This is a genomic window from Actinosynnema sp. NPDC050801, from assembly GCF_040673975.1.
Taxonomy (GTDB): Bacteria; Actinomycetota; Actinomycetes; order Mycobacteriales; family Pseudonocardiaceae; genus Actinosynnema.
Window position 1 is genome coordinate 160,976 of the sequence record NZ_JBFAQZ010000011.1, and the last position, 21,040, is coordinate 182,015.

The following is a 21,040-nucleotide window of genomic DNA, read 5'->3' on the forward strand; positions in this document are numbered from 1 at the left end:
TCACCCGTGTCCGAACTCCTCATCGACGACGCTGACGGCGTTCGCACCTTCACGCTCAACCGGCCCGAGTCGTTCAACTCGTTCACGCTGGCGTTGAAGGAGCGGTTCCTGGCGGCCGTGGTCGAGGCGGCGGGTGACGACGCCGTGCGCGCGGTGGTCGTCACCGGCGCGGGGAGGGCGTTCTGCGCCGGTCAGGACCTCAAGGAGCACGTCGCGCTGCTGGAGGCGGGCGACCCGGCGCCGTTGCACACGGTGGAGCAGCACTACAACCCGTTGATCAAGGCGATCGTGGGCATGCCGAAGCCGGTCATCGCGGCGGTGAACGGCATGGCGGCGGGCGCCGGTGCGTCGCTGGCGTTCGCGAGCGACCTGCGGGTCGCCGGTGCGGGCGCGAAGTTCCTGATGGCGTTCGCGAACGTGGGCCTGACCGCGGACTCGGGCGCGTCGTGGACGTTGCCGCGGCTGATCGGGCACGGGCGGGCGATGGAGATGATGCTGCTCGCGCAGCCGGTGGACGCGGAGGAGGCGCTGCGGATCGGCATGGTGGGCCAGGTGGTGCCCGACGGCGAGGTGCTGTCGACGGCGCAGGCGCTGGCCCGTCAGCTGGCGGCCGGTCCGACCACGGCCTACGCCAAGATCAAGGAGGCGATGGCGTTCTCCGGTGCGCTGGCGGCGGCGCTGGAGGTCGAGGCGCGCACCCAGGCGGAGGCGGGCGCGACGGCCGACCACCGGGAGGCGGTGGCCGCGTTCGTGGCCAAGCGGAAGCCGACGTTCACCGGCCGGTAACGGCTCTCCCGGTGCTCCCGGCTCGCCCGGCTCGCCCGGCTTGCTCGGTCTGCCCGGCTTGCTCGGCGCGGAAGCAGGTGGCGATGTGGTCGTCGACCATGCCGGTGGCCTGCATCAGCGCGTAGCAGGTGGTGGGGCCGAGGAACGCGAAGCCGCGGCGCTTGAGCTCCTTGGCCATCGCCTTCGACTCGGGTGTGACGGCGGGCACGTCGGCGAAGGTGGCCGGGCGTTCGTGGTGCTCGGGCGCGAACGACCACAGCAGGTCGTCCAGCGGCACGTCGAGCTCGGCCACGACGCGGGCGTTGTTGATCGTGGCGTTGATCTTGGCCCGGTTGCGGACGATGCCCGCGTCGGCCATGAGCCGGTCGAAGTCGTCGGGCCCGAACGCGGCGACGGCGGCGGGTTCGAACCCCGCGAAGGCCGTCCGGAAGTTCTCCCGCTTGCGCAGGATGGTGATCCAGGACAGGCCGGATTGGAACGACTCCAGCGACACGCGTTCGAACATCGCGGCCTCGCCGTGCAGCTCGACGCCCCACTCGGTGTCGTGGTAGTCGACGTAGTCGGGGGTGCTGTCGCCCCACGGGCAGCGGACGAGGTCGGTCATGCGGGGTACTCCCGGGCGAAGGCGGCGAACCGGCGCAGGGACCACTTCACGCCCGGCGCGAAGGCCAGGTTGAGCGGCAGCGCGATGTCCTCGGACCAGACGAGCTCGCTGCGCGTGCCGCGGGGCACGACGACGAACTCGCCGGTGCCGCGCACGAGCCGGCCGGTGTGCGCGACCGCGCAGCGCACCGGCGGCTCCCACGCGGTGATGCGCATGGTGTCGGTGAAGCCGATCGGGCCGATGCCGGTGAACGCCTCCAGCCCGCTGCCCTTACTCGCCCCGTCACCGCTGGTCACGCGGACGGTGGTGCCGAGCATCCACTCGCCCTGCCTGGCCCAGTCGGTGAGCGCGGCCCAGGTGGTGGTGGCTGGCGCTTCGACGTCGACGCGCAGGTCAAGCCTGGCCACGCTCGGGCTCCTGATCGTGTCGCGGGTTCACGGGTTCGGGTTCACGGGTTCGGGTTCACGGGTTCGGGTTCACGGGTTCGGGTTCACGGGTTCAGGTTCAAGGTCGGACGGGCGGGGGCAGGCCGACGGTCCGGCTCGCCCCACGGTGCTGGTCCGGTCCGCGGTGCTGCTTCGCAGGCGTCCCCGCCCAGGGGACCCCTGTTCTTGATCCTGCCAGAGGGGTCCGACAATCGCGGGGCGTGTGGCCGCGGCTGTGGACAACTGCCGGTGGGGTCATCGCAGGTCGGACCCGGGCCCCTGCGGGCTCAGGGCTGGTTCGGGCTCGTGGGTGGGGTCGGGGGACGGGTCGACGCCCAGTTCGGCCTCCAGCTCGGCCACCCTGGCGCGCAACCGCTCGACCTCGCCGGCCAGGCGGTCCAGCGCCCAGTCGACCTCCGTCATCTTGTAACCGCGCAGGACCTGCTGGAACTTCAGGTCGCGCACGTCTTCGGGGGTCACGTCGTCGGCGGGCAGGCGGGTCGGCGACGCGCCGGGCGGCAGCGGCGCCAGTTCCTCGCCGCGCCCGAACACCAACGCGGCCAGCAGGAACACCACCGCCGCCACGAGCGCCATGATGACGATGTAGAGGAGCGCTGAAGTCACGTGACGATCGTGACACATCCCCCGGTCAGACCGACGAGAACACCACGCACCTCCGGGCGAGGACGGCGAGCCGCAGCGCGATGGCGAACGAGACGACGGTCGCGGCGGCCACCGGTGGTGACATGAGCAGCCTCGGCGCGTCGAGGTAGGCGGTGGCGGCGAGGATCGCCACGTTGCCGAGCAGGGACACGCCGACCGCGACGACGGCGACGACACCCGCGAGCCTGGCCAGCGTCATCGTGCTGACCGTCGTGCGGGCCAGGCGTCGCCCGATGAGCAGCGCGAGCACCGCCGCGCCGGCGACGAACCAGGCCGAGGTGTCGTTGAGCCGGGCGATCATCAGGTACCACTCGGGCGGTGGCGCGGCGAAGGCGTCCCAGGAGCCGATCCAGAACTTGCGGTTGAGCTCCCACATCAGGTACGCGAGCGGGAGGACGAGCATCACCGACCGCAGCGTGCGCACGCCGTAGGCCAGGCCGAGCAGGCCCTGGTACTCGCGGGCGATGGTGGTGACCGGGCCGAACTCGGCGACGGCGCGGCGTTGGGCCGCGTCCTCGGTGAGACCTTCGCCGCGGTGCGCGGCGGCGGCGTCGTGGAGGCTGTCCCTGGCCTCGGCCAGCAGGTCCTCCTTGACCGGGTCGGGGCCGCGCAGCCGCCGGTCCAGCGCGGTCACGTAGTCGTCGATCACGCCTGCGCCGGCCACGGCCCGCCTCCCAGCACGCCCTCGATCGCGGTGGTGAACTCGCGCCACGCGGTCCGCTCGGCGGCCAGGGCGCGTTGGCCCGCCTTCGTGAGCCGGTAGGTGCGGCGCTGCCGGCCGCCCACGGTGCTCCACTCGCTGGCCACCAGGCCGGCGGTCTCCAGTCGGCGCAGCGCCGGGTAGACGGTGCCGGTGGGCAGGTCGAGGGCACCGCCGCTGCGCCGCTGCAACGCCTCGATGATGGCGTAGCCGTGCAGCTGGCCGCCGTCGAGCGTGGCCAGCAGGAGCGCGTCGAGATGTCCCCGCAACGCGTCGGACTTCATGGGTAGTGACTCTACGGATCGCGGGCCGGGGTCGGAATCGGGGACATCCCCGATGTTAAGTTGTCTGCCTACATATACGGTCCCTACTCATGGATGCTCTCGGACTGGCCCGGCTCCAGTTCGCCACCACGACGTCGTTCCACTTCCTGTTCGTGCTGCTGACGCTCGGACTGGTGACGGCGGTGGCGCTGATGCAGACCCGGGCCACGCTGTCCGCCGACCCCGTGCACGCCCGGATGACGCGCTTCTGGGGTCGGCTCTACGTGGTGAACTACGCGCTCGGCATCGCGACCGGCATCGTCATGGAGTTCCAGTTCGGGTTGAACTGGTCGGGCCTGTCGACCTACGCGGGCGACGTGTTCGGCGCGCCGCTGGCGATGGAGACGCTGGTGGCGTTCTTCCTGGAGTCGACGTTCCTCGGCCTGTGGATCTTCGGCTGGGACCGGTTGAACAAGTGGGTGCACCTGGCCCTGATCTGGCTGGTCGCGCTGACCGCGTACGCCTCCGCGTTCTGGATCATGATGGCGAACGCCTTCCTCCAGCACCCCGCCGGGCACGAGCTCCGCGACGGCGTGCTGCGGATGGTCGACTTCTCCGCGATGCTCGCCAACCCCACGTTCGGCACGGCGTTCCTGCACGTGTGCTTCGCCGCGCTGACCGCGGGCGGGGTGTTCCTGACCGGGGTCAGCGCCTACCACTTCATCCGGCGCACCGCGGAGGTCGACTTCTTCCGCCGGTCGCTGCGGCTCGGCGTGGTGCTGACCGCGCTGGCCACGCCGCTGCTGGTGGGGTTCGGGTTCGGGCAGTTCCCGATCGTGGAGCGGTACCAGCCGGACAAGATGGACACGGTCGGGGCGCTCGACGGCACGGGCCTCGGGTTCATGATCCAGATCGGGTTCGTGCTGCTGCTGGTGAGCTGGGTGACGGTGCCGCTGCTGTTCCGCGACTGGGTGGTGCGGATGCGGTTCCCGCTGTACTTGATGGTGATCGGCATCCCGCTGCCGTTCGTGGCGGCGATCGGCGGCTGGCTGTTCCGCGAGGTCGGCCGGCAGCCGTGGCTGGTGCAGGGGCTGCTGACCACGCAGGACGCCATGTCGCACGTCGGCCAGGACCAGGTGCTCGTGTCCTTCGTCGCGTTCACGGCGGTGTTCGCGCTGCTCGCGGTCGCCGACTGGGTGCTGATCGCCCGGTTGGCGCGGCGCGGACCGGTGTCGTCCGACGAGGCGCCCGTGTCGCCGCTCGTTCCGGCTCTGTGAGGGGTGTGTCGTGCAAGGTGTCCAGATTGCCCTGCTGGCGTTTCTGACCTGCGGTTACTTCGCGTTGGCCGGGTTCGACTACGGGGTCGGGGTGTTGTTGCGGTTGATCGGGCGGGACGAACGGTCGCGGCGGGAGGTACTGCGGGCGGTGACGCCGTTCTTCCTCGGCAACGAGGTGTGGTTGGTCGCGGCGGTGGGCGTGCTGTTCGGTGCGTTCCCCCGGCTGGAGGGTGAGCTGCTGTCGTCGCAGCACACGGTGTTCACGGTGCTGTTGGCCGGGTTGGTGTGCTTCACGGTCGCGGTGCAGCTGCGTTCGCCCGCGTGGGACTTCCTGTTGGTGGGCGGTGCGCTGGTGGTCGCGGCGGGCTGGGGTGTGCTGCTGGGCCGGGTGCTCGGCGGGCCGTCCGTGCTGTGGGGCGCGGGTCTGGTGGTGTTGTTCTCGTTGCACGGCGCGGTTTTCCTCGCTTGGCGGCTGTCCGGTGGGTTGCGGGAACGGGCGACGCGCACGGCGGTTGCCCTGGTGCTGCCCGCTGCCGCGTTCGTGGTGGCGGCGGTACTCACGGCCGGATCGGCGCCCGCGCCCGCGTTCGGGATGACGGCGGTGGCTGCGTTGGCGCTGCTGGGCGGGGTGTGGTGGGCGTTGCGCGGCGGGCGTCACCGGGTCGCTTTCGGTTGTAGCGCCGTGCTGTGCGCGTTGCCGGTGGTGGGTGTGTTCGGCGCGCGGTCGGTGGTGACGGTGTCGGTGATGGCCGATGAGTCGACGTTGCGGGTGTTGACGTGGGCGGCGGTCGTGGTGGTGCCGTTGGTGCTGGTGTTCCAGTGGGCGACCTGGTGGATGTCCCGTGCGGCACGTTGACCGGCGGTACGTCGTCGTCCTGTCCGTGCTCGCGGTGGTGACGGCGGCGGTGGTGTTGGCGCAGGCCGAGGTGTTGGCGTCGGTGCTGTCCGGTGGGTGGTCGGCGTGGTGGCTGGTGGCGGTGGTCGTGGCGCGCGGGCTCGTGGTGTGGGGCGGGCGGGTGGTCACGCAGCGGGAGGCGTCCGCGGTGAAGGCGTCGTTGCGCAAGCGGGTGTTGCGCGACTCGTGCGGGTCGGGCGGGCAGGCGGGGTCGGTGGCGACGCTCGTGGTGAAGGGGCTGGACGCGGTCGAGCCGTACTTCGCCGGGTACCTGCCGCAGCTGGTGGTGGCGGCGGTGGTGCCGGTCGCGGTGGTGGTGCGGTTGTCGTTGGCCGACCTGACGTCCGCGGTGGTGGTGCTGGTGACGTTGCCGCTGGTGCCGGTGTTCGCCGCGCTGGTCGGCATGCACACCCGTGATCGGACGCGGGCCCAGTGGGAGGGGCTGGCCGTGGTCGGCGGGCACTTCTTGGACGTGGTGCGCGGGTTGGGCACGTTGAAGGTGTTCGGGCGGGCGGCGGCGCAGGCGGCGACGGTGCGGGCGATGGCGGGCGCGCACGCGGCGGCGACCATGCGGACGCTGCGGGTGGCGTTCCTGTCGGCGTTGGTGCTGGAGCTGGTGGCGACGCTGTCGGTGGCGTTGGTGGCCGTGCCGGTGGGGCTGCGGCTGCTGGACGGCGCGGTGACGTTGCCGGTGGCGCTGCTGGTGCTGCTGCTCGCGCCGGAGGCCTACCTGCCGCTGCGTGCGGCGGGGTCGCAGTTCCACGCCTCGGCCGAAGGGCTGGCCGTGCTGGACGCCGCGGCTGCGCAGGGGTCCCCGCCAGGGGGATCCCCGGTTTCGATACTGCCAGGCAGGACCGACGAAAAGGCGCCCGCGGACGCGGCCTGTGGACAACTCGGCGAGCGGTCCGGCGTCGTGGTGGGCGGGGTGGTGGTGGGCGGGGTGCGGGCGCCGGACCTGCGCGTGGCCGAGATCGTGGTCGACCGGGTCGTGGTCCGGTACCCGGGGCGGGAGGCGTTGGGCGGGATGTCGTTGCGGGTCGCGCCCGGTGAGCGGGTGGGGTTGGTGGGGCCGAGCGGTGTCGGGAAGAGCACGCTGCTCGCGGTGCTGATGGGGTTCGTCACGCCTTCGTCCGGGCGGGTCCTGGTCGGTGGGGTGGACCTGCGCGAGATCGACCGGGAGTCGTGGTTGCGGCAGCTCGCGTGGGTGCCGCAGCGGCCGACGGTGTTCCCCGGCACGGTCGGCGCGAACATCGCGCTCGGCTCGACCGGCGACGTGCGGGCCGCCGCGGCGGAGGTCGGGTTGGCGCACCTGGTCGACGCCGAACACCCGCTGTCCTCCGGCGAACGGCAGCGGGTCGCGTTGGCGCGGGCGCTGGTCCGGGACGACGCGCGGGTGCTGCTGCTGGACGAGCCGACGTCCCGGTTGGACAGCGGCACGGAGGAGGCGGTGCTGCGGGCCGCGCGGCGGCTCGCGTCCGGGCGGACGGCGCTGGTCGTGGCGCACCGGCCGGTGATGCTCGGCGAGGTCGACCGGGTGGTGGCGTTCGGATGAGGCGACTGGTGCTCGCGGTGGTCGCCGGGGTGGCCGCGGAACTGGCCGGGATCGGGCTGATGACCACCGCCGTGTGGCTCGTCATGCGTGCCGCGCAACAGCCACCGCTCTCGGCGTTGACGGTGGCGATCGTGGCGGTGCGGGCGCTGGCCGTGGCGCGCGGCGGTATGCGGTACGTCGAGCGGCTGGCCGGGCACTCCGCCGTGCTGCGGCACCTGGCCGAGGTGCGCGGCCGGCTGTACGAGGCGTTGACGCGGCGTCCGCTGCGCGGTGGTGACGCCCTCACCCGGCTCGTGTCGGATGTCGACGGTATACAAGATGCACTGCTGCGATGCCTGCTGCCCGGCGCCGTGGCGTCCGCCGTGGGCGTGGTCGCGTTGATCGCGACCGGCTTCGCGTGGCCCTTGGTCGTTGGTCTTCTGACGACTGTATGCATTATCCCGACGACCGCCTACCTGCTGGCCGCCCGGCACCTCGACGGGCTGGCGCCGTTGCGGTCGGCGTTGGCCGAGCGGACCGTCGTGCTGCTGGACGGCGCGGCGGAGCTGACCGCGTTCGGCGCGCTGGACCGCGAGCTGGCCGCGACCGGCCGGGTGGTCGACGCGCTGGCCGCACGGGAACGGCGGGGCGGCTCCGGTGCGGCGGTGCTGGCGGCGGTGGCGGTGGTCGTGCAGTTCGGGGTGGCGTTGGCGCTGCTGCGGGCCGGCGCGCCCGCCCACGTCGTGCTCGGCTCGGTCGCGGTGCTGGAGGTGACGTTGCCGTTGGCGGCGGCGGCCCAGCGGTGGGCCGAGGTGCGCGGCTCGGTCGCCCGGGTGCGGGAAGCGCTGCGGGCCGGCCGAGCCTCGGCACCCCACCAAGCCCCAGCCCCAACACCGCACGCAGCCCCCGCACCCCACCAAACCCTCGCACCGCACCCAGCCTCCGCACCGCAACCAGCCCCAGCACCGCACCGAACCCTCGCACCGCACCCAGCCCCAGCACCCCACCCTGTCCCCTCACCCCACCAAGCCCTCACACCGCATCCAGCACCCACACCGCACCGAGCCTTCGCACCGCACCCAGCCCCCACACCCCACCCAGCCCCAGCACCCCACCCAGCCTTCGCGCCGCACCAAGTCCCCGCACCGCACGTCGAGCTGCCGGTCGGCCGGGTCGGCGTCGTGGGTGCCAGCGGCGCGGGCAAGAGCACGTTCCTGAGAGCCCTGGCCGCCGCACATCCCGGTGTCGCCAAGGGCGTGCTGGACGACGCCCACGTCTTCCACGCCACCGTGGAAGCCAACGTCCGGCTCGCCCGCCCCGACGCGTCACGGGACGAGCTGGACCGGGCGGCCGCACTGGTCGACCTGGACGTCCCGTGGGACACCGTCGTCGGCGAGGACGGCGACGCGCTGTCCGGCGGCCAACGCCAACGCCTGCTCCTGGCCCGCGTGCTGCTGGCCGACCCGGACGTGCTGCTACTGGACGAACCCGTCGAAGGCCTGGCCGTCGACCACGGCGACGCCGTGCTGCGCCGCGTGCTCGACCACGCCCGCGGCAGCGTCGTGCTGGTCACGCACCGCCTCGCCCCGCTGGTCGACTTCGACCGGGTCGTGGTGTTCGAGGACGGCCGGATCACCCAGCAGGGCACGCACGCCGAACTGGTCGACGTCCCCGGCTACTACCGCGACCGCTGGAGCACCGAGCGCATGGCGGGCCGGTCCTCCGCCGGCACGTCCACCGGCGAGGGCAGCCACTCGCCGTCGAACGGCACGAACCGCGTCAACGTGGACGACTCCACCGGCACACCGCACCGGCGCAGCAGCGTGACCGCGATCTGAGCCGCCATCGGCCCCAGCTGCCACAGGTCCCGGTTGCGGTGCTTGCGCACACCCAGGTTGACCTGCGCGATCCCGTCCAGCCCGTACCGGGCGTGCGCGTCGAGCAGCAACCCGATCTCCACGCCGTAACCGGGGGCGAAGGGCACCGACTCCAGGAACTCCCGCGTGCCCGCGTACTCGCCGCCCAACGGCTGCACCACACCGGCCAGCTCCGGCCGCAGGGCGTTGAGCAGCGGCCGGGCCGCCAACTCGGTGACCCGGCCGCCGCCGGTGCTCTCCAGCCGCAGCGGCCGCCGGTAGAAGCCCTTCACCAGGTGCACGTCGCGGGTCAGCAGCGGGCCGAGCAGCGCGGGCACGAACTCGCGGTCCGGGTCGACCAGGTCGGAGTCCAGGAACACCACCAGGTCACCGGAGGTCGCCGCCAACGACCGCCACAGCACCTCGCCCTTGCCGGGTCGGGGCGGGAACTCCGGCAGCACGTCGGTCCGGTGCACGACCCGCGCCCCGGCCGCCGCCGCCCGCGCCACCGTGTCGTCCGTGGAACCCGAGTCCACCACCACCAGCTCGTCCACCAAGCCGCCCAGCAGCGGTCGCACCACGCCGACCACGTCGCCGACCGTCGCCTCTTCGTCCAACGCGGGCAGCACGACGCTGACCGTGCGGTTCCCCTTGGCGGCCACCAGTTCCGGGATCGTCCACCGCGGACTCTGCCACGTGTTGGCCGCGAACCAGTCCGCCATCAGGCCAGCGCCCGCAACACCCGCGCGGGCGGACGCGTGCCCGCGATGCTCGCCACCATCTCCACCACCCGCCTGGTCTGCCGCACCTGGTGCGCCCGGAACACCTTCGCGCCGGTCCACGCCGCCACCGACGTCGCGGCCAGCGTGCCGTCCACCCGGTCCTCCAGCTCCACGCCCAGCGTCTCGCCGACGAAGTCCTTGTTCGACAACGCCATCAGCACCGGCCAGCCGGTGGCCACCAGCTCGTCCAGCCGCCGCAGCAGTTCCAGGCCGTGCCAGGTGTTCTTGCCGAAGTCGTGGGTCGGGTCGATCAGCACGCCCGCCGCGGGCACGCCCAGCGCCACCATCCGCTCGGCCCGCCCGACCAGCTCCGCCACCACGGACGCCACCACGTCGGCGTACCGGACGCGGTGCGGGTCGGTGCGCGGCGGCAGGCCGCCGGTGTGCGAGCAGACGATGCCGACGCCGAACTCGGCCGCCACCTCGGCCAGCGCCGGGTCCGCGCCCGCCCACGTGTCGTTGATCAGGTCGGCGCCCACCCGGCACACCGCGCGGCCCACCTCGTGCCGCCACGTGTCGACGCTGATCACCAGGTCGGGGTGCCGCTCGCGGACCGCGGCGACGAACGGCACGACCCGCCGCGCCTCCTCGGCGGCGTCCACCACCTCGCCCCGGGAACCCGCCTTGACCCCGCCGATGTCGACGATGTCCGCGCCGTCGGCGACCGCCCGGTCCACCGCGGCCATGGCGGCCTCGTCGGAGAAGGTCGCGCCGCGGTCGTAGAACGAGTCGCGCGTCCGGTTGACGATCGCCATGACCAGCGCGCGATCTCCGGCGACCTCTCGTGAACCGAACCGCATGACCGCATCGTGCCACGTCATCCGCCGAGTGAGCCGCGTCACAGACCTCTCCTACCGGCGAGTAAAGTTCGTGTTTACTCGCCGGTAACACCCTGCGTGATCCCGGTCGCGGTCAAGGAGGACCTCGTGCGCCGATCACTCCCCCTGCTGTTCGCCGCCCTCGTGGCGCTCGTCCTGGCACCACCCGCCCAGGCCGCGCCCGGCTTCGCGGTGGCCTACGAGACCATCCCCGGCCAGGGCGGCACGCCGCTCAAGGCCTTCGTCGTCACGCCGACCGGGCGCGGCAGCGGACCGTTCCCGCTGATCGTGCTGCCGTCGAGCTGGGACGTGAACAACATCGAGTACGTCGGCGCGGCGGCCAAGCTCGCCTACGAGTCCGGGTACTCGGTGATCAGCTACACCTCGCGCGGGTTCTACGACTCGGCCGGCGAGATCGACGTGGCCGGACCGGACACCGTGGCCGACGTCAGCCGGGTGGTCGACTGGGGCCTCGCGCACGCCCACGGCGACCCGGCGCGGATCGGCGTCGGCGGCATCTCCTACGGCGCGGGCCAGTCGCTGCTGGCCGCCGCCGCGGACCCGCGGATCAAGGCCGTGGCGGCGCTGAGCACGTGGACCGACCTGGCCCGCTCGCTGTACCCGAACGAGACGGTCAGCGCGCAGGCCGTCGAGCTGCTGCTGGCCGCCGGGCACCTGACCGGGCGGCCGGGGCCGGTGCTGCGCGAGGCGGAGGCCGCCTACCGGGAGAACCGGTTCCAGGACGTGCTGCCGATCTCGCCGCCCCGCTCCCCCGCGTCGAAGGTGTCGTCCATCAAGGCCGCGGTGATGATCGGCAACGCGTGGAACGACGGGCTGTTCGCGCCGGGCCAGGTCACCGACTTCTTCGCCGCGCTGACCGGCCCGAAGCGGCTGATGCTCTCGCCCGGTGACCACGCCACCGCCGAGCTGTTCGGCGCGGCCGGGCTGCCCAACGAGATCTGGGCGTCGGTCGGCCGCTGGTTCGACCACCACCTCAAGGGCGTGGCCAACGGCATCGACCTCGAACAGCCCGTGCACGTCAAGCCGAACAACGGCGGCGGCTGGCGCTCGTTCCCGTCGTGGGCGGCGGCGACCACCCGCACGGACACGGTGCCGTTGACCGCGGACCGGATCGGCGCGGGGTGGCCGACCATCGCCGAGAGCGGCACGGTCATGCTGTCCGGCGCGTTGCAGGGCTTCCTGAACATCCCGGTGGGCGTCTCGACGCCGTTGATCGACCGGGGTGCGGCGGCGGTGTGGCGCGGACCGGTGCAGTGGACCGCCACCTCGGTCAGCGGCACGCCGCGCGTGCACCTCACCGTGACGCCGAGCGCCGCCAGGACCACGCTCTACGCCTACCTGTACGAGGTGAACGCGCTCGGCCTGGGCGCGCTGGTCACGCACAAGCCGGTGACGATCACCGGCACCGCGACCCGCGCGGTCGACCTGGACCTGGAGCCGGTGGTGTGGAACGTGTCGGCCGGCAACCGGCTGGTGCTGGTCGTGGACACCGTGGACGCCCGGTACAGGGGCTCCAGCGCGCTCGGCTCGACGGTCGCGTTCGGCGCGGACTCGTGGCTGAGGGTGCCGCGCACCTGACAGCAGCTGACAGGATTTCCTGTAAGGATCCCCGCATGGAATCCAAGTCGACGTTCAAGATCACCCGGTGGGACCAGACCGTCTACGACGAGGCGGAGCCGCAGCTGGGCCGGGCGCTCGTGGACAAGGCCTACCGCGGGGTGATGGAGGGCACGAGCACCGCCGAGCTGACGATGTGCCAACCGTCGGACGGCTCGGCGGGCTACGTGGGCACCGAGCGGTTCGTCGGCACGCTGGAGGGCCGGTCCGGGACGTTCGTGCTGCAGCACGGCGCGATCATGTCGGGCGAGGACGCGCAGTTCTGGGGCCACATCGTGCCGGGGTCGGGCACCGGTGAGCTGGCCGGCATCTCCGGCACCGCCCGGCTGGAGCACGAGCTGATCGTCCTGGACCACGACCTTGGCTGACCGGGAACGGGTGATCGCCTACCGGGTCGCCGCGCACCAGTTCGACCGCACCGTCGCCGAGGCCTCCGACCTGCGGGTGTTCGACCTCGGCGTGCAGGACTCGGAACGGTCGGCGGCGCCCGCGCTGGCAGCCCGGCTGGACCGGGTGCCCGACCTCGACGCGTTCACGCTCACGTGGAGCGTGCGTGGCGCGCCGCACTGGCACCGCGCCGACGAGGTGCCCGCGCTGGCGGCCCGGCTGTGGCCGTTGAGCGACGCCGACGCGGTGGCCCGGATGAACCGGCCGCCGGTGCCGGACGGGCTCGCGGCGCTGCACGAGGTCGCGTCGGCGTTGCGGGAGGTGGTGACGGGGCCGATGACGAAGGGCGAGGCGTCGTCCCGGCTCACGCCGCGGGTGCGGCCCGAGCTGACCGCCTGGTGCCGGGGCTGCGACGCCACGCACGTGCTGGACCCGATCTTCCGCATCGCCGTGCTGCCCGCCGGGCTGCGGTTCGACCCGGCGGGCCGGACCGTCACGTTCGTGCCGCTGGAAGGCAGGCAGGACGTCCCGGACGCCTCCCGCGGCTTCGACGTCCTGATCGCCGACTACCTGCGGCTGCACGGCCCCGCCGGACCGTCGGAGGTGGCGAACTACTTCGGCGCGCCGGTGCGCGAGGTGAAGGACGTGTGGCCGGACGACCTGGTCGCGATCTCCAAGCGGGCGTGGCTGCCCGCCGACCGCGTCGAGGCGTTCGAGAACCCGCCGGAACCCGAGGTGGTGCGCCTGCTGCCGCCGCTGGACCCGTACCTCAACGCCCGCGACCGCGACCTGCTCGTGCCGGACAAGGCGCACCAGAAGCAGGTGTGGCGCATCCTGGGCCGGCGCGGCGCGCTGCTGGTCGACGGCGAGGTCCTGGGCACCTGGCAGGCCAAGGCGACCGGCTCCCGCCTGGACGTCAAGGTCTCCCCGTTCGTGCCGCTGGACCCGGGCATGTTCGCCGAGGAAGCCACCCGCCTGGCCGCCGCCCGGGGCCTGGACGAGGCCACGATCAGCTGAGACCGTTCCCGGCGGCTCGTTTCCCGGCGGCTGACGTCGTCGGGAAACGAGCAGGCTCAGTGCGCGTCCGCCCACGCCTTGTGGGCGTCGTTGACCACGCGCACGGCGTCGTCGATGTCGTCGGTCAGGTACAGCAGGTCCAGGTCCTTCTCGCTGACCTTGCCGCTGGCCAGCACCGAGTCGCGCACCCAGTCGTAGAGCCCCTGCCAGTAGGCCTTGCCGAACAGCACCACCGGGAACTTGGTGACCTTCTTCGTCTGCACCAGGGTCAGCGCCTCGAACAGCTCGTCCAGCGTGCCGAACCCGCCCGGCAGGCAGATGAACGCCTGCGAGTACTTGATGAACATGGTCTTGCGCACGAAGAAGTAGCGGAAGTTCACGCCCAGGTCGACCCACGGGTTCAGGCCCTGCTCGAACGGCAGCTCGATGCCCAGGCCGATGGAGAACCCGCCGGCCTCCGAGCAGCCCCGGTTGACCGCCTCCATCGCACCCGGACCGCCGCCGGTGATCACCGCGAACCCGGCCTCGGCCAGCGCGCCGCCCAGCTTGCGGCCGGTCTCGTACTCCGGGTGGTCGCGGCCGGTGCGGGCGGAGCCGAACACCGTCACCGCGCTCGGCACCTCGGCCAGCGCGCCGAACCCCTCGACGAACTCCGCCTGGATGCGCAGCACGCGCCACGGGTCGGTGTGCACCCAGTCGCTCGGTCCCCGCGAGTCCAGCAACCGCTGGTCCGTCGTGGTCAGCTCATCCCGCTGCTCACGACGCAGGACGACCGGTCCGCGCCGCTTCTCCCTGGGGTGCTCGTCCACGCTGTCCGTCATTGGGTGGAGTCTAGCGGCGGCCGCACGTCAGCCCAGGAAGCGACGCAGCACGTCGACGCACCGGGCGATGTCCTCGACCGGCACGTTCTCGTGCTGGGTGTGGGCGAGCGTCGGGTCGCCGGGACCGAAGTTGACCGCGGGCATCCCGAGGGCGGCGAAGCGGGCCACGTCGGTCCAGCCGAGCTTGGCGACCGGGGTGCCGCTGGCGGCCGCCACGAGTTCCCTGGTGGTCGGCGCGTCCAGGCCGGGCAGGGCGCCCGGTGACATGTCGGTGACCGTGATGTCGTAGCCGTCGAACAGCTCGCGCAGGTGCTGCTCGGCCTGCTCGGGGCTGCGGTCGGGGGCGAAGCGGTGGTTGACCGTGAGCACGGCCTCGTCGGGCACGACGTTGCCCGCCACGCCGCCGCTGATCCGCACCGCCTGCAGGCCCTCGCGGTACGAGCAGCCGTCGATCTCGACCTGGCGCGGCTGGTAGGCCCGCAACCGGTTCAGCGCGTCGCCGATGGCGTGGATCGCGTTGACGCCCATCCAGCCGCGGGCGGTGTGCGCGCGGACGCCCTTGGTGCGCAGCTCGATGCGCATGGTGCCCTGGCAGCCGGCCTCGATCACCGCGTTGGACGACTCGCACACGATCGCCAGGTCGCCCCGTAGCCACTCCGGCAGCTCGCGCTCGATGCGACCGAGGCCGTTGCGGACCGCTTCGACCTCCTCGCAGTCGTAGAACACGAACGTGAGGTCGTGGCGCGGGTCGATGACGGTGGCGGCGAGGTGCAGCATCACCGCGTCACCGCCCTTCATGTCGACCGTGCCGCAGCCGTGCAGGACGCCGTCCTCCAGGCGGGACGGCAGGTTGTCGTTGATGGGCACGGTGTCCAGGTGGCCCGCCAGCACGACCCGGGACGGGCGGCCGAGGTTCGTGCGGGCCATGACCGTGTTGCCGGACCTCACCACTTCGAGCGAGGTCTGCTCCTTGAGCGCGCGTTCCACGAGGTCCGCGATGCGGTCCTCGTCGCCGGAGACGCTGGGGATGTCCACCAGCGCGGCGGTCAGCTCGACGGGATCGGCGGATAGGTGCAAGGTGTCGGCCACTTGGCGCACGTTACCGTTGACACCCGTGAGCACCGCAAATCCCACCGGCGCGTACGGCGTCGGACTGGCCACCGTCACCCCCACCGGCGCTGTGCTGGACACGTGGTTCCCGGCGCCGTCGCTCGGGACCGCGGAGCCCGGCGTGGCGCTGCTGTCGTCCGCGGAGGTCTCGGCCGCGCTCGGTGAGGCCGCCGCCAAGCAGCTCGGCGCGGACGCCGAACGTGACGTCGAGGTCGTCGGCGTCCGGGTCGGCATCGGCTCGCTGTCCGACGCGCCGACCTCGACCTACGACGTGTGGCTGCGGCTGCACCTGCTGTCGTCACGGCTCGTGCGGCCGCACGGCGCGAACCTCGACGGGGTGTTCGGGCTGCTCAGCAACGTGGTGTGGACGAACTTCGGTCCGTGCGCGGTGGACGGGTTCGAGCAGACGCGGCTGCGGCTGCGCGCCCGTGGGCCGGTCACCGTGTACGGCATCGACAAGTTCCCGCGGATGGTCGACTACGTCGTGCCGACCGGGGTCCGGATCGCCGACGCCGACCGCGTGCGGCTGGGTGCGCACCTCGCGTCCGGGACGACCGTGATGCACGAGGGTTTCGTGAACTTCAACGCGGGCACGCTCGGCACGTCCATGGTGGAGGGTCGCATCTCGGCCGGTGTGGTCGTCGGCGACGGCTCCGACATCGGCGGTGGCGCGTCGATCATGGGCACCCTGTCCGGTGGCGGCAGGCAGGTCATCTCCGTCGGCGAGCGGTGCCTGATCGGTGCGAACGGCGGCGTGGGCATCTCGCTCGGTGACGACTGCGTGGTGGAGGCGGGCCTCTACATCACCGCGGGCACCAAGGTCACCGGCGCCGACGGCACCGTCGTCAAGGCGGGCCAGTTGTCCGGCCTCTCCAACCTGCTGTTCATCCGCGACTCCACCACCGGCGTCGTCAAGGTCCTCCCCCGCGCCGGCACCGGCGTAGCCCTGAACGCCGCCCTCCACACCAACGACTGACCGCGAGTCGAACCCTCAGGTCTCGCGAGTCGAACCTCCAGGCCGGGCGAGTCGAACCTCCGGGACCCCCGAGTTCCACGTTCAGGCACCGTGACCTGAGCGTGGAACTCGGGGGTCCTGAGCGTTCGACTCGCGGGACGCGAACGTGGGACTCGGGGGTCCTGAGCGTTCGACTCACGGGACGCGAACGTGGGACTCGCGGGACGCGAGTGTTCGACTCGCGGGTTAAGGGGTTAGGCGGGTGGTGGCGGTGGCGATGTGGTGGTCGGTGGCCGTCAGGGCGATGCGGACGTGCCGGTCGCCGGTCGGGCCGTAGAACGTGCCCGGTGCGGCCAGGATGCCGCGTTCCGCCAGCCACGCCACGGTGTCCCAGGCGTTCTCGCCGTCCCGGGTCGACCACAGGTACAGGCCCGCTTCCGAGTGGTCGACGGTGAAGCCCGCCGCCGTCAACGCGGGCAGCAGCACGTCACGCCGCGCCCGGTACCGCTCGCGCTGCTCGGCCACGTGCGCGTCGTCGTTCATCGCCGCCGTCATCGCCGCCTGCACGGGCCGGGGCACGATCATCCCCGCGTGCTTGCGCACCTCCAGCAACGACGCCACCAACGCCGGGTCGCCCGTCACGAACCCCGCCCGGTACCCGGCCAGGCTGGACGACTTCGACAGCGAGTGCACCGCCAGCACCCCGTCCAGCGAACCGCCGTTGACCGACGGCGCCAGCACCGACACCGGCTGCGCGTCCCACGCCAGCGCCAGGTAGCACTCGTCGGACGCGACGACCGCGCCGACGGCCCGCGCGTCGGCCACCGCCTGCGCCAGGTGCGCCCCCGGCAGCACCCGGCCCGTCGGGTTGGACGGCGAGTTCAGCCACACCAGCGACGTCCCGGACGGCGGCGGCTCGCCATCGGCCAGCCGCACCACCGAGGCACCGGCCAACCGCGCGCCCACCTCGTACGTCGGGTACGCCAACGCCGGGATGGCCACCACGTCACCGGGCCCCAGGCCCAGCAACGTCGGCAGCCACGCCACCAGCTCCTTCGACCCGATGGTCGGCAGCACGGCCACCGGGTCCAGGCCCGCGATCCCGTGCCGCCGCGCCAACGCCCCGACGACCGCCTCGCGCAACGCCGGGGTGCCGTGCGTGGTCGGGTACCCGGGCTGGTCGGCGACCGTGCCGAGGGCGTGCCGGATCAGCTCCGGGACCGGGTCCACCGGCGTGCCGATGGACAGGTCGACCACGCCACCGGGGTGCGCGCGCGCCTTGGCGGCGTGGTCGGCCAGCGAGTCCCAGGGGAAGTCCGGCAGCCTCCGTGAGGTACCGGAGGTCACTCGTGCGACGCCTGCGGGGGGAGAGCCTTGACGAACGCCGGGTCCGCGCTGACCTTGCCGACCTTGGAGGCGCCACCGGGCGAGCCCAACTCGTCGAAGAAGTCCACGTTGGCCTTCGTGTACTCCTTCCACTCGTCCGGCACGTCGTCCTCGTAGTAGATGGCCTCCACGGGACACACCGGCTCGCAAGCACCGCAGTCGACGCACTCATCCGGGTGGATGTAGAGCATCCGGTCGCCTTCGTAGATGCAGTCGACGGGGCACTCTTCGATGCACGCCTTGTCGAGCACGTCCACGCACGGCTGGGCGATCACATAGGTCACTGCGCTCTCCTGCTCTTTTCTGGTCCACACCGCGCAAGCCGGAGAGTACGCGGCGGAGTCGATTGTCCAACGCTCAGGCCCGCCTTATCAGCACCGTGCTCCAGCTCACAGACCGCCGTTCACCTGCGCGGGGCACGATGCGGGGGTGGAGGCGGTCACGGAGCTGGAGCAGCGGTGTGCCGACGCGTGGCCGGCGCTGGTCGACCGGCCGCTCGGCCAGTGGCGGCTGCGGGCCGCCGGAGGGTTCACCGGGCGGGCGAACAGCGCCCTGACCACGGGCGATCCGGGCATCCCGGTGCACGACGCACTCGTCGAAGTGATCGACTTCGCGACCTCCAACGGCATCGAACCGACCGCCCACGTGGTGATCGGCGCACCCGCCGAGGCCGAGGTCGAGGCGGCGGGCTGGCGGGTCGATGTGGATCACCCGGGCGGGGCGGAGTCGCTGGTGATGACCGGTCGGCTGGATCGGTTCGCCACCCCGAAGGACGCCGATGTGGACATTTCGGACACCCCTTCTCCCGGATGGTGGGAGCTGGCCGCGCAACGCGACCCCACCCCCGCGCAACGGCACGTGCTGGCGTCCGGCCCGCAGGTCGGGTTCGGCTCGGTCGTCCGCGACGGCGAGGTGCTGGCCGCCGTGCGCGGCGCCGTCGTCGGAGACCTGCTGCACGTGGCACGGCTGGCCGTGCGGCCCGGGGCGCGCAGGCTGGGCCTGGGCCGCCGGCTGATGGGCGGACTGGCCGCGTGGGCGCTCGACCGGGGCGCGACGACGTGCGCGCTGCAGGTGGCCGAGCACAACAAGCCCGCGATCACGCTCTACGAGTCGCTGGGCTGCGTCGAGCACCACCGCTACCGCTACTGGGTGTCGAACCACGCGTAGGCGGCCTTGCGGACCCGCTTCAACGCCGAGCGCTCGCCGAAGTAGTCGCCGACCACGCCGACGACGGGCAACATGCCGAGCGCCTGGTGGTAGAGCCTGCCCTGGGGGCGCTTGTCCAGCTCGTCCTCCAGCTTCCAGAGGACCTTGGCGAGCTTCCAGATCGTCGCGCCGATCGCCCGGAACGTGGACCGCTCCCGCAGCTCCTCGGTCAGCTCGGCGGTCTGCTCGTCCTCCTTGTGCCGGTCCACCGGCAGCCCGTCGACCTCGCGCTGGAACAGCACGTGCGCGAGCAGCCGCACCCGGTCCTCGGTCGAGGTGAACCCGTGCTCGCCCGCGATCGCCGACAGCAGCAGCCCCTGCCCCGCCGCGCCGAGCGCGGACTGGATCGGCAGCCGGTCGGCCAGCACGCCGCCGATGCCGGGCAGGGCGGCGACCAGCGACACCACCCGGCCGACCCGGTTGAGCCAGAACTCGTCGCGCTGGAGCACGTCCATCTGCGTCCACGCGGCCGTGCCGGGCACCTTCACCGCGGCCAGCTGGTCCCACAGCTTGTCCACGAGCTTGCGGTCGGCGTCGCGCTCCACCTCGCGGTCGCGCAGGCCGAGCAGGTTCGCGTCGCGCAGGGTGTCCAGCAGCGGCCCGGTCGCCCGCACGAACGGCCGCAGCGCCCGCACCACGTCCCGGTCAGTGATCGTCTCGGCCACCGGCGGTCCTCCCCATGTGCGCGCCCACCGCGATGGCGCCCGGCAACGCGCCCCCGGCGAACAGCACCAGGGTGCGCCAGTCGTTGAGGAGTACCACGTCGCCGCCCGGACCGAACAGGCCGAACAGCAGCAACGTGCCGATCCACACCAGCAGCGGCGACACCGCGGCCATCGTGCGGTGCGCGTGCCGCGAGGCGGCGACCACCAGCAGCGGCGTGGTCACGATCGCGAGCACCACCGTGATCGGGAACGGCAGGTCGTCCACCCGCGGCAGCAGCGTGCCGTCCAGCCGCACCGGCAGGAAGAACAGCTCCAGCACCGCGAGCACGAACGCCGCGACCGCGATCCCGACGAGAGCCAGGCGATCGGTCAATCGAGCCCCCCGAACAGGTCCGTCCCCGCGCCCTCCGCCGGGCCCTTGGCCAGCACGTAGTACTCGGCCTGCACGACGGGCTGCGCGATGCCGTTGGACAGGGCGTAGGCGGCCCGGCCCGCGCCGTCCTGCCACACGCTGATCTGCGTGGAGTGCGCGCGCAACGCCCGCAGCTTCGCCACCAGGTGCTCGGAGATGTCGATCGTGCTGGTGATGGCCGCGTCGTCGGTGACCGGCAGCTCGCCCTCGGCGGGCAGCCGCCACGGCAGGTCCGGGATCTCCGCCAGCGCGGCGGCGCCCGCCTCGGTCGCCGCACGCGACGTCACGGTGTGGAACACGCGGTCCACGTCCACCGCCGCCGCCGTGGTGATCTGGTGGGCCCTGATGTGGTCGGGGTGGCCGTACCCGCCGAACGCGTCGTAGGTGACCACGACGTGCGGCTTCACCGAGCCGATGATCTCCGAGAGCGCGGCGACCTGCTCGTCGAACGAGCCGTTGACGAACGCGCGCGGGTGGTCGTTCGCCGCGACGCCCGCCATCCCGGAGTCCCGCCAGCGGCCGATGCCGCCGAGGAACCTGTGGTCGGTCACGCCGAGCGCGGCGCACGCCGACCTGAGTTCGGCGACCCGGTACCCGCCGAGCTGGTCGGCGGCGTCCGCGGTCAGCTCCTGGAGCGCCGGCGGGATGATCTCGCCCTCCTCGCCCAGGGTGCAGGTGACCACGGTGACGTGCGCGCCCATCGCCGAGTAGTGGGCGATGGTGCCCCCCGTCCACAGGCTTTCGTCGTCGGGGTGTGCGTGTACCAGCAGCAACCGTGGTGGAGCGGTGAGCGTCACCGGAAAAGAGTAGTAGTCGGCCCCGCTCAGGACGCCGTCAGGGCCA

Annotated in this window: 23 protein-coding genes and 1 pseudogene; 10 read left to right on the top strand and 14 right to left on the bottom strand. The window is 72.5% G+C overall.

Annotated elements, in window-relative coordinates:
* Positions 1–6: 6 nt before the first annotated feature.
* Positions 7–786, top strand: a complete 780-nt coding sequence (locus AB0K14_RS24500) for an enoyl-CoA hydratase-related protein (RefSeq protein ID WP_360453700.1) — start codon at positions 7–9, stop codon at positions 784–786.
* On the opposite strand, the gene AB0K14_RS24505 is transcribed toward AB0K14_RS24500, so the two are convergent.
* The 5 genes from AB0K14_RS24505 to AB0K14_RS24525 form a co-directional block, all read right to left on the bottom strand.
* On the bottom strand, positions 773–1,390 hold the full coding sequence (locus AB0K14_RS24505) for a DNA-3-methyladenine glycosylase I (protein WP_360453697.1): 618 nt from the start codon (positions 1,388–1,390) through the stop codon (positions 773–775). The genes AB0K14_RS24500 and AB0K14_RS24505 overlap by 14 nt on opposite strands.
* Complete coding sequence (locus AB0K14_RS24510; protein WP_360453695.1) at positions 1,387–1,797, bottom strand: SRPBCC family protein; 411 nt, start codon at positions 1,795–1,797, stop codon at positions 1,387–1,389. Before AB0K14_RS24510 ends, AB0K14_RS24505 begins: the two co-directional genes overlap by 4 nt.
* 273 nt (positions 1,798–2,070) lie before the next feature.
* Positions 2,071–2,439 (bottom strand): DivIVA domain-containing protein, encoded by a 369-nt coding sequence (locus AB0K14_RS24515; protein WP_360453692.1) that lies wholly within the window; start codon positions 2,437–2,439, stop codon positions 2,071–2,073.
* A 25-nt stretch (positions 2,440–2,464) separates the two neighbouring features.
* Positions 2,465–3,142, bottom strand: a complete 678-nt coding sequence (locus AB0K14_RS24520; protein WP_360453689.1) for a permease prefix domain 1-containing protein — start codon at positions 3,140–3,142, stop codon at positions 2,465–2,467.
* Positions 3,124–3,462, bottom strand: a complete 339-nt coding sequence (locus AB0K14_RS24525) for a helix-turn-helix transcriptional regulator (RefSeq protein ID WP_201438570.1) — start codon at positions 3,460–3,462, stop codon at positions 3,124–3,126. The genes AB0K14_RS24520 and AB0K14_RS24525 overlap by 19 nt, the downstream gene beginning before the upstream one ends.
* 89 nt (positions 3,463–3,551) lie before the next feature.
* Here AB0K14_RS24525 and AB0K14_RS24530 point away from each other — a divergent pair, with 89 nt between their 5' ends.
* From AB0K14_RS24530 to AB0K14_RS24545, 4 genes and pseudogenes are all read left to right on the top strand, one after another.
* Positions 3,552–4,718 carry a cytochrome ubiquinol oxidase subunit I gene (locus AB0K14_RS24530; RefSeq protein ID WP_360453686.1) on the top strand — a complete coding sequence of 389 codons (1,167 nt, stop codon included), beginning with the start codon at positions 3,552–3,554 and terminating at the stop codon, positions 4,716–4,718.
* A 10-nt stretch (positions 4,719–4,728) separates the two neighbouring features.
* A complete protein-coding gene (locus AB0K14_RS24535; protein ID WP_360453683.1) occupies positions 4,729–5,574 on the top strand; it encodes a cytochrome d ubiquinol oxidase subunit II in 846 nt (281 codons plus the stop codon).
* On the top strand, positions 5,561–7,165 hold the full coding sequence (gene cydD, locus AB0K14_RS24540) for a thiol reductant ABC exporter subunit CydD (protein WP_360453680.1): 1,605 nt from the start codon (positions 5,561–5,563) through the stop codon (positions 7,163–7,165). The genes AB0K14_RS24535 and cydD overlap by 14 nt, the downstream gene beginning before the upstream one ends.
* A gap of 167 nt (positions 7,166–7,332) precedes the next feature.
* A pseudogene (locus AB0K14_RS24545) lies at positions 7,333–8,625 on the top strand (ATP-binding cassette domain-containing protein); the annotation flags it as partial.
* Between the two features lie 197 nt (positions 8,626–8,822).
* Here AB0K14_RS24545 and AB0K14_RS24550 read toward each other — a convergent pair.
* Both AB0K14_RS24550 and folP read right to left on the bottom strand, forming a co-directional pair.
* Positions 8,823–9,722 (bottom strand): glucosyl-3-phosphoglycerate synthase, encoded by a 900-nt coding sequence (locus AB0K14_RS24550; RefSeq protein ID WP_360453677.1) that lies wholly within the window; start codon positions 9,720–9,722, stop codon positions 8,823–8,825.
* Complete coding sequence (folP, locus tag AB0K14_RS24555; protein ID WP_360453674.1) at positions 9,722–10,582, bottom strand: dihydropteroate synthase; 861 nt, start codon at positions 10,580–10,582, stop codon at positions 9,722–9,724. Before folP ends, AB0K14_RS24550 begins: the two co-directional genes overlap by 1 nt.
* A 126-nt stretch (positions 10,583–10,708) precedes the next feature.
* Here folP and AB0K14_RS24560 point away from each other — a divergent pair, with 126 nt between their 5' ends.
* From AB0K14_RS24560 to AB0K14_RS24570, 3 genes are read left to right on the top strand one after another with little or no spacing between them, the layout of a single operon-like run.
* Positions 10,709–12,199: a CocE/NonD family hydrolase gene (locus AB0K14_RS24560; RefSeq protein ID WP_360453671.1), complete on the top strand. Its 1,491-nt coding sequence runs from the start codon at positions 10,709–10,711 to the stop codon at positions 12,197–12,199.
* 35 nt (positions 12,200–12,234) lie between these two features.
* Entirely contained in the window at positions 12,235–12,606 is a 372-nt protein-coding gene (locus AB0K14_RS24565) for a DUF3224 domain-containing protein (RefSeq protein ID WP_360453668.1), read from the top strand.
* Positions 12,599–13,642, top strand: coding sequence for a crosslink repair DNA glycosylase YcaQ family protein (locus AB0K14_RS24570; RefSeq protein WP_360453665.1), 1,044 nt, complete (start codon positions 12,599–12,601; stop codon positions 13,640–13,642). The genes AB0K14_RS24565 and AB0K14_RS24570 overlap by 8 nt, the downstream gene beginning before the upstream one ends.
* A 56-nt stretch (positions 13,643–13,698) precedes the next feature.
* Here AB0K14_RS24570 and AB0K14_RS24575 read toward each other — a convergent pair whose 3' ends face one another.
* Positions 13,699–14,463: a TIGR00730 family Rossman fold protein gene (locus tag AB0K14_RS24575; protein WP_360453662.1), complete on the bottom strand. Its 765-nt coding sequence runs from the start codon at positions 14,461–14,463 to the stop codon at positions 13,699–13,701.
* 27 nt (positions 14,464–14,490) lie between these two features.
* A complete protein-coding gene (gene dapE / locus AB0K14_RS24580; RefSeq protein ID WP_360453659.1) occupies positions 14,491–15,552 on the bottom strand; it encodes a succinyl-diaminopimelate desuccinylase in 1,062 nt (353 codons plus the stop codon).
* 25 nt (positions 15,553–15,577) lie between these two features.
* Here dapE and dapD point away from each other — a divergent pair, with 25 nt between their 5' ends.
* Positions 15,578–16,549, top strand: a complete 972-nt coding sequence (gene dapD / locus AB0K14_RS24585; RefSeq protein WP_360453657.1) for a 2,3,4,5-tetrahydropyridine-2,6-dicarboxylate N-succinyltransferase — start codon at positions 15,578–15,580, stop codon at positions 16,547–16,549.
* Positions 16,550–16,774: 225 nt separating this feature from the next.
* On the opposite strand, the gene dapC is transcribed toward dapD, so the two are convergent.
* Both dapC and fdxA read right to left on the bottom strand, forming a co-directional pair.
* Entirely contained in the window at positions 16,775–17,875 is a 1,101-nt protein-coding gene (dapC, locus tag AB0K14_RS24590; protein ID WP_360453654.1) for a succinyldiaminopimelate transaminase, read from the bottom strand.
* On the bottom strand, positions 17,872–18,198 hold the full coding sequence (fdxA, locus tag AB0K14_RS24595) for a ferredoxin (protein ID WP_033430540.1): 327 nt from the start codon (positions 18,196–18,198) through the stop codon (positions 17,872–17,874). The genes dapC and fdxA overlap by 4 nt, the downstream gene beginning before the upstream one ends.
* Positions 18,199–18,343: 145 nt before the next feature.
* Here fdxA and AB0K14_RS24600 point away from each other — a divergent pair, with 145 nt between their 5' ends.
* Positions 18,344–19,081: a GNAT family N-acetyltransferase gene (locus AB0K14_RS24600; protein WP_360453650.1), complete on the top strand. Its 738-nt coding sequence runs from the start codon at positions 18,344–18,346 to the stop codon at positions 19,079–19,081.
* Here AB0K14_RS24600 and AB0K14_RS24605 read toward each other — a convergent pair.
* Genes AB0K14_RS24605 through mshB form a run of 3 tightly spaced genes read right to left on the bottom strand, consistent with a single transcriptional unit; the run spans position 19,057 to position 20,994 of the window.
* On the bottom strand, positions 19,057–19,785 hold the full coding sequence (locus AB0K14_RS24605) for a hypothetical protein (RefSeq protein WP_360453648.1): 729 nt from the start codon (positions 19,783–19,785) through the stop codon (positions 19,057–19,059). The two genes, AB0K14_RS24600 and AB0K14_RS24605, sit on opposite strands and share 25 nt — an antisense overlap.
* The gene (locus tag AB0K14_RS24610; RefSeq protein WP_360453645.1) at positions 19,766–20,158 is read right to left on the bottom strand and encodes a hypothetical protein; all 393 of its coding nucleotides are present in this window, start codon (positions 20,156–20,158) and stop codon (positions 19,766–19,768) included. The genes AB0K14_RS24605 and AB0K14_RS24610 overlap by 20 nt, the downstream gene beginning before the upstream one ends.
* Positions 20,155–20,994: an N-acetyl-1-D-myo-inositol-2-amino-2-deoxy-alpha-D-glucopyranoside deacetylase gene (mshB, locus tag AB0K14_RS24615; RefSeq protein WP_360453642.1), complete on the bottom strand. Its 840-nt coding sequence runs from the start codon at positions 20,992–20,994 to the stop codon at positions 20,155–20,157. Before mshB ends, AB0K14_RS24610 begins: the two co-directional genes overlap by 4 nt.
* Positions 20,995–21,040: the final 46 nt, after the last annotated feature.